The sequence below is a fragment of the Belnapia rosea genome (genome assembly GCF_900101615.1).
Taxonomy (GTDB): Bacteria; Pseudomonadota; Alphaproteobacteria; order Acetobacterales; family Acetobacteraceae; genus Belnapia; species Belnapia rosea.
In genome coordinates, this window is the sequence record NZ_FMZX01000070.1 from 1 (window position 1) to 5,412 (window position 5,412).

At 65.0% G+C, this 5,412-nt stretch carries 2 protein-coding genes; one reads left to right on the forward strand and one right to left on the reverse strand.

Going from position 1 to position 5,412, the window contains the following annotated elements; translation table 11 throughout:
* Positions 1 to 264: 264 nt before the first annotated feature.
* Positions 265 to 4,644 (reverse strand): glycosyltransferase, encoded by a 4,380-nt coding sequence (locus BLR02_RS27795; RefSeq protein WP_176849881.1) that lies wholly within the window; start codon positions 4,642 to 4,644, stop codon positions 265 to 267.
* 557 nt (positions 4,645 to 5,201) lie between these two features.
* On the opposite strand from BLR02_RS27795, the gene BLR02_RS27800 reads away from it, so the two are divergent.
* The coding region (locus BLR02_RS27800; protein ID WP_245705000.1) for a transposase at positions 5,202 to 5,412 on the forward strand (211 nt) is incomplete at its 3' end.

A 5,412-nucleotide genomic window follows, 5' to 3' on the forward strand; every position in this document is an offset into this window, starting at 1 on the left:
CGCTGGGCCAAGAAGTCCGCCAACTACCTCGCGCTGCTCCACCTCGCGCTCGCCATCATCACCTGGCGACATGCCCTGCCGGGATAGGTTCTAAACTCCTTCAACAGGTTCAGAGACAACGCAGGATGCCACCAAAAGTGCCCAGGTAGTGCTAGACAGCCTGCTGGGCATTCTCAACGCCATGACCCGGACCCAGACCCCGTGGAAAATCGCTTGACCACCAAGACGGTCGCTGGGCGTAACAGCGGTGGGCCGCTCGGCGCCTCAGCAGGGCGGATTGATCTCCCGATCCTCCCGTTGCCAATCCGCGCATTGATAATCGGACAGTTCCGGCTCGCGCCTCGTCGCCGGCGCGTGAAAACGTGGCGCAGGTGACGCCGAGGTGGCTCTTGCAAGCTCCTCGACCTCTCGGACGAAGGCCCGCAGCGGCTCATCCCACATCCAGAGACAGGGCGTCCGCTCCTTGTCGTCCCACCCTTTGCCAAGAACGAACCGGGCGGCGTCGTCTGGGTCGTCGGTGGTCTTTACGCCGAACGCTCTGTGCGCGGGGATGTCGGAGGCGACCACAGGAAGTCCCATGGCGAGCGCCTGGCCGATGCCGAGGTTGTAGCCCTCCCAACGTGAAAAGTTTGCATATACATCCGCCGCCGCGTAGAGGTCGGTCATCTCCGCGTCGGTGACGTTTGCGATCACGGTCAAGCCCCGCGCCTCCATCGCCGCTACATCCTCGGGTGTTCCTTTGCCGCAGAGAACAAAGAGAAGCCCCCCGGCCGCTATTGGGTCGATCCTCACAAGGGCGTCCCGCACGGCGGCATAGGTGTCGACGCCCTTGTAGGCGCGCTCGCCCGCATGGAAGCGACAGACGTTCAGAACTACTGTGCGGTCGGTCCAGCCCCGTGCCGCACGAACGGCCACCCGCCGCCCCGCGGCGGCGGCGTCCCAACAGCCGAGATGAGAGTTTCCGAGAGGGACGATGCCATGCGGCCGGAAGGTCGACTCGTTTGCAACTGCCTCGGAGATCGCGAGCACACGCGTCGCGATCGCTAGCTCCATGGCTTTAATCTCGAGCTGGATGCGCCGCTCCGCTGCGTCCGGAAAGAACTCCGGCGGTGGCTCCCCGTAATCGTAGGAGAGCACTGGCGGGTAGGCGCCCGTCCAACGCGCAACCCCGAAATAGGGGGGCGTGTGCGCGACAATGACGTCGATACCAAGGTCGCTGGCGAGTGTCGCAGCCGAGCGTGGGTCGTGCACCTCAATAATCTCGCTTCCGTCGAAGTCGCGCTCCGATCTCGCACCGGCGAGGATCACCTCATGCCCAGCTGCTGCAAGAGCGCGCACCTGCTGCTCAATGACGACGGCAACGCCGTGACCGCGAGCATAGGTGATCGAGAGCATCATAACCCGGAGCGTCTGACCGAGCGGCGCCTTCCAGGCTGCGCGCCGCCGCGGCGCGAAGGCGAGCTGATGCGGGATTTCAAGGGAAAGATTCGGTGAGTAGAAGGGGTCGTCACGGAACAGGCGCGGGTGGATGCGCAAAGCCATACAGGTCTCGTGGCGGGCGAGGCGGACCTTCTCGGGGGTGTCGTCGTAGCCGCGTGTCTTGCTCTCATGATGAAGCATGAGAGGTTCGCCGAGATAGTAGTTTTGGCATCCCCGTGCCTGGAGATCGAGGCAGAGGAGGACGTCGTTGAAGGCCACCCGGAACTCCTCGCGCAAACCGCCCACCTCGAAGAAGAGGTCGCGTCGCACCATGAGGCAGGCTCCCGTCACAGCGGACACCTCATGGGTTGCCGTCGCAAGACCGGCGTAGCCTGGCTCATTCTCGGCCAGTAACCGGTGAGCGTGTGCGGCGGCGCCTTGGACGCCGAGGATGACGCCGCCGTGCTGCACTGTCCCGTCGCCGTAGAGGAGCTTTGGCCCGACCGCTCCGGCACCGGGACGGAGGGCATAGGCTGCCATCTTCCGGAGCCATTGTGGGTCCCGGACCTCCGTGTCGTTGTTGAGGAGAACAAGCAGCTCCCCGTTAGCGAGCTGGGCGGCGACATTGTTAAGGCGCGGGTAGTTAAAGGGCTCAGCATCCCGGATCAGCCGGATGTCCCCGGCTGCCTCGGCCTTCGCGAGCTCGGCGAGGGTTTCCTCATCGCTAGAGTTGTTGTCAACAACGATGATCTCAAGCCGGTCGCCCGGCCAGGCAGTCGTCTTGAGACTGGCAAGGCATGCCTTCAGGAGGCGCCAGCTATCTCGTGTCGGGATGATAATGCTGACGAGCGGGAGCTCATCCGGGAGGCTTGGCTTAACCCGCAGCCACGACACCGGCGGAGCGGTGTCGTGGAAGGTCACGTGAGGCACGTGCACGACCTCGTAGTCTGCACGTCCGAGCGCGACAACACGCGCAAGGGCTTGGGCGCTGCCGGCCTCGCGCAGCTCGCGTATAAGCACAGCCACACCACCTGGCGGTGGGCGCAGCGCTGTCATTCGTCCGAGCAGGACGCCGGCGTCGGCGAGGCTGCGGGCGAAGCGCGGCTTGAAGAAAGGCGTATCTGGTATGCCATCCTGTACGAGTCGATCCTCGTCGGAATAGGCGAGCCCCGCTGCGCTATCCCGTTCGAGGGCGTCGACGAGGAGTCGTGGCCCGTAAGACCTCGGGATCGCTCCGGCCTCGAGGAGCAGTACGACTTCGTCGAAGGAGGTGGCGCGATCCTGGGTGATGAACCTCGGATCACCCGCCGTTGCGCAGCCACATGCCTCGATAGCGGCGGCGCTGCAGCCCTCGGCGAACAGGATTGTGGCGGACCAGCGAAGTCCAACGATCACGCGAAGGCCGGCGAGCGTCCGGTCGAGTAGATGGATGCCGTCCGGCGTGACGCTGATAAGAAAAAGGGCTGGTGGGGTGCTCTCGGCGGTGTCCCGCAGCCTGTGGAGGTCGGCGGCGCTCGGCGTATCAAAGCGCGATCGCCAGGCGACATAGCTCGCAACAGCGGCCTCATGGGGCGCAAGCGGAACAGATCTGACAGCCTGGCTTCCTGCCGCCGTAATGAGAGCTGCGGGGCCGTGCTGCCTAATGCCAAGCCGACGCAGGAGGGACCCCTTGATGACTCGGCGAGCCTCGCCGCCGCCCGGCAGGGCGGCCCTCGTGAGAAGGCGAGCCCGCGCCGACGCGAATCGGAGCGGCGCGGTGAAAACCCAGGAGGTGGAGCTCAGGACGTCCCGCAACATCGCCTCAGCAACTTCGGTCCGGTGGCGGAGGACGTTGATTGTCGCCTCCTGCTTTGCAGCACTCTCCAATGCGGCACGTTGTTCCTGCCGCAGGGTCTCCTGCGCCTGGAGGGTCTCGGCCCGCATGGCGGCAAAAGCGGCATGCACCCGTTCTGTCTCTGCCTGTGCGGCGCGTTGTGCCTGCCGCATGGCTTCCTGCGCGGCACGTTGTGCCTGCCGCGTGGCTTCCTGCGCCTCGAGGGTTTCGGCCCGCATGGCAGCAAGAGCGGCATGCACCCGCTCTGTCTCTGCCAACAGTTCCTCGCTGCGAGCTTGCGCGGCCTGAAGCTCCCTTGATCTGAATTCGAGCTCAGCGCGCTGGCCCACGATCATCTCGTCGGTCCGACGCTGATACGCCTCAAACGTCACGCGGACGTGCCGTAGGCTGTCGCGAAGCGCTGTAACCGTCTGCTCAACCGCCACGTCTGCGGTGGTCGCCGACCCGCTCGGCAAGAGCGGCGGCGCCACCTTGCCTTCGGCGCGAACGAAGCGTTGCTCGACTGGCCCTGACGGTGTCCGGCCTGGGAGGTTCCGCTCGTATCCCGCTTCGAGCTCACGACAGATCCGCTTGAAGGCGGCGCCGCCGTCGAGGCCCTCTTCCGCCTCCCACGCCTTCAAGCGGTCGATGATGTCGTAGACGGCGCGGAGCACCGCGACGGCGGCCGGGTACGTGCCGCGATCCGCCGCCTTCGTCGCTGCGATGAAGGCGTCGATCCTGCCATGCGCGAAGGCAGCGAGGTCATATCGCGCATCCTCCGCCCGGAGGCGGTCAGGCCTCGAGGTGTAACGGTTCGACTTCTCAATCCACTGCGCCACATTCTTGTGCGACAGGTGGTGGATGCACGCCCCTGTCTCAGGCGGTATATGGTATACTGTTGCGTTAGGTGCGGCTACCGTGCCCCCGTGGATCGTATCGCGGAAGATCACTGCGCCCCGGCGGAAGAGCCGCGGCTGATACTCGGGCCAGTAATAGGCGGCTTCGTCGTGGACGCCGAGGATGTAGTGACGCTGCGGCAGGGCGTAAACGTCCGCACGGGGGTTGGGCATCTCCTCCTGGATGAAGCGGACCGCCTCGACGCTGAGGCACTCGTCGTCATCGAGGCATAGTATCCACTCATGCTGGACGTTAGACACCGCGAAGGCACGGGTTTCCTCGACGGTCGGGGACCACGCAGTGACGATCACCCGATCTGCAAGCGCCGCGGCGAGCTCGGGTGTGCCGTCGGTGGAGGACTTGTCGATGACGATGAGCTCGTCTGCGAAAGAGAGTGCTCGCAGACAGGTGCCTATGAGGTCCGCTCGATTATACGAGATGACAACCGCGCTTAGCTTCTCCTTGTTGCGTGCAGAATCGATCTCGCCGACGTACGGCATGTCCTCAGACTTCATCCCAGGTCCTTCAACTGTGGCGTCCATGATCCGTCCGCCTCTCAGCGGCATGCTGCATGACGCAGAACGGGGTCCGAAGCTGGAGCGTGTGATCGACCCCGTAGTGTTCTGATATCAGTCCGGTGCGACGCTTGCGGCACCCGCTCGCCAAGCATTGAAGTTCTTACAAAATAGCGTTCTGAGGGCTGCCTGACAACCAGGCGAATTCGCGCGCTGTGGTTCGCCTCCGGCTCGTGCCCGACTGGGGCGCGGCCGCGGTGCTCACTCTCGCCCCACGGGCAGCGGCCACAGGCCGGGCGCCTCCGCCAACACCCTCGGCACGCCGTCCAGGAGCGTTGATGGTGTGGACGCCCCCCGACGGCATCGATGTGCCAAGGTGGAGGTGTTGAGCAACCACCAGAGGAGGCGTTCGTGGGCCAGGCTAAGAGCGTATCTCGGTAGGCAGCTTCCCGCCTGATCACTATCTGCCAGGGATGGCGAGAAGGGCTGATCTGAAGACCAAGAGGCGGCGTGTCCGGGATGACGGCTGGCGCCTGCCGGACGCGCTCTGGGCCAAGATGGAGCGGCTGCTGCCGCCGCGGCCGAAGCACCCGTTGGGCTGCCACAACCCGCGGGTGCCTGACCGGGCGGCGATGGACGCCATCTTCTTCATTTTGCGGACGGGGTGCCAGTGGAACGCGCTCCGCGAGACAACGATCTGCTCGTCCTCCTCAGCCCATCGACGCTTTCAGGAGTGGACCCGGGCCGGGGTGTTCGCGGCGTTCTGGC

What these genes read in the sequence shown, in the direction of transcription:
- BLR02_RS27795 (WP_176849881.1), bottom strand. Translation starts at nt 4,644, where the DNA reads ATGAAGTCTGAGGACATGCCGTACGTCGGCGAGATCGATTCTGCACGC.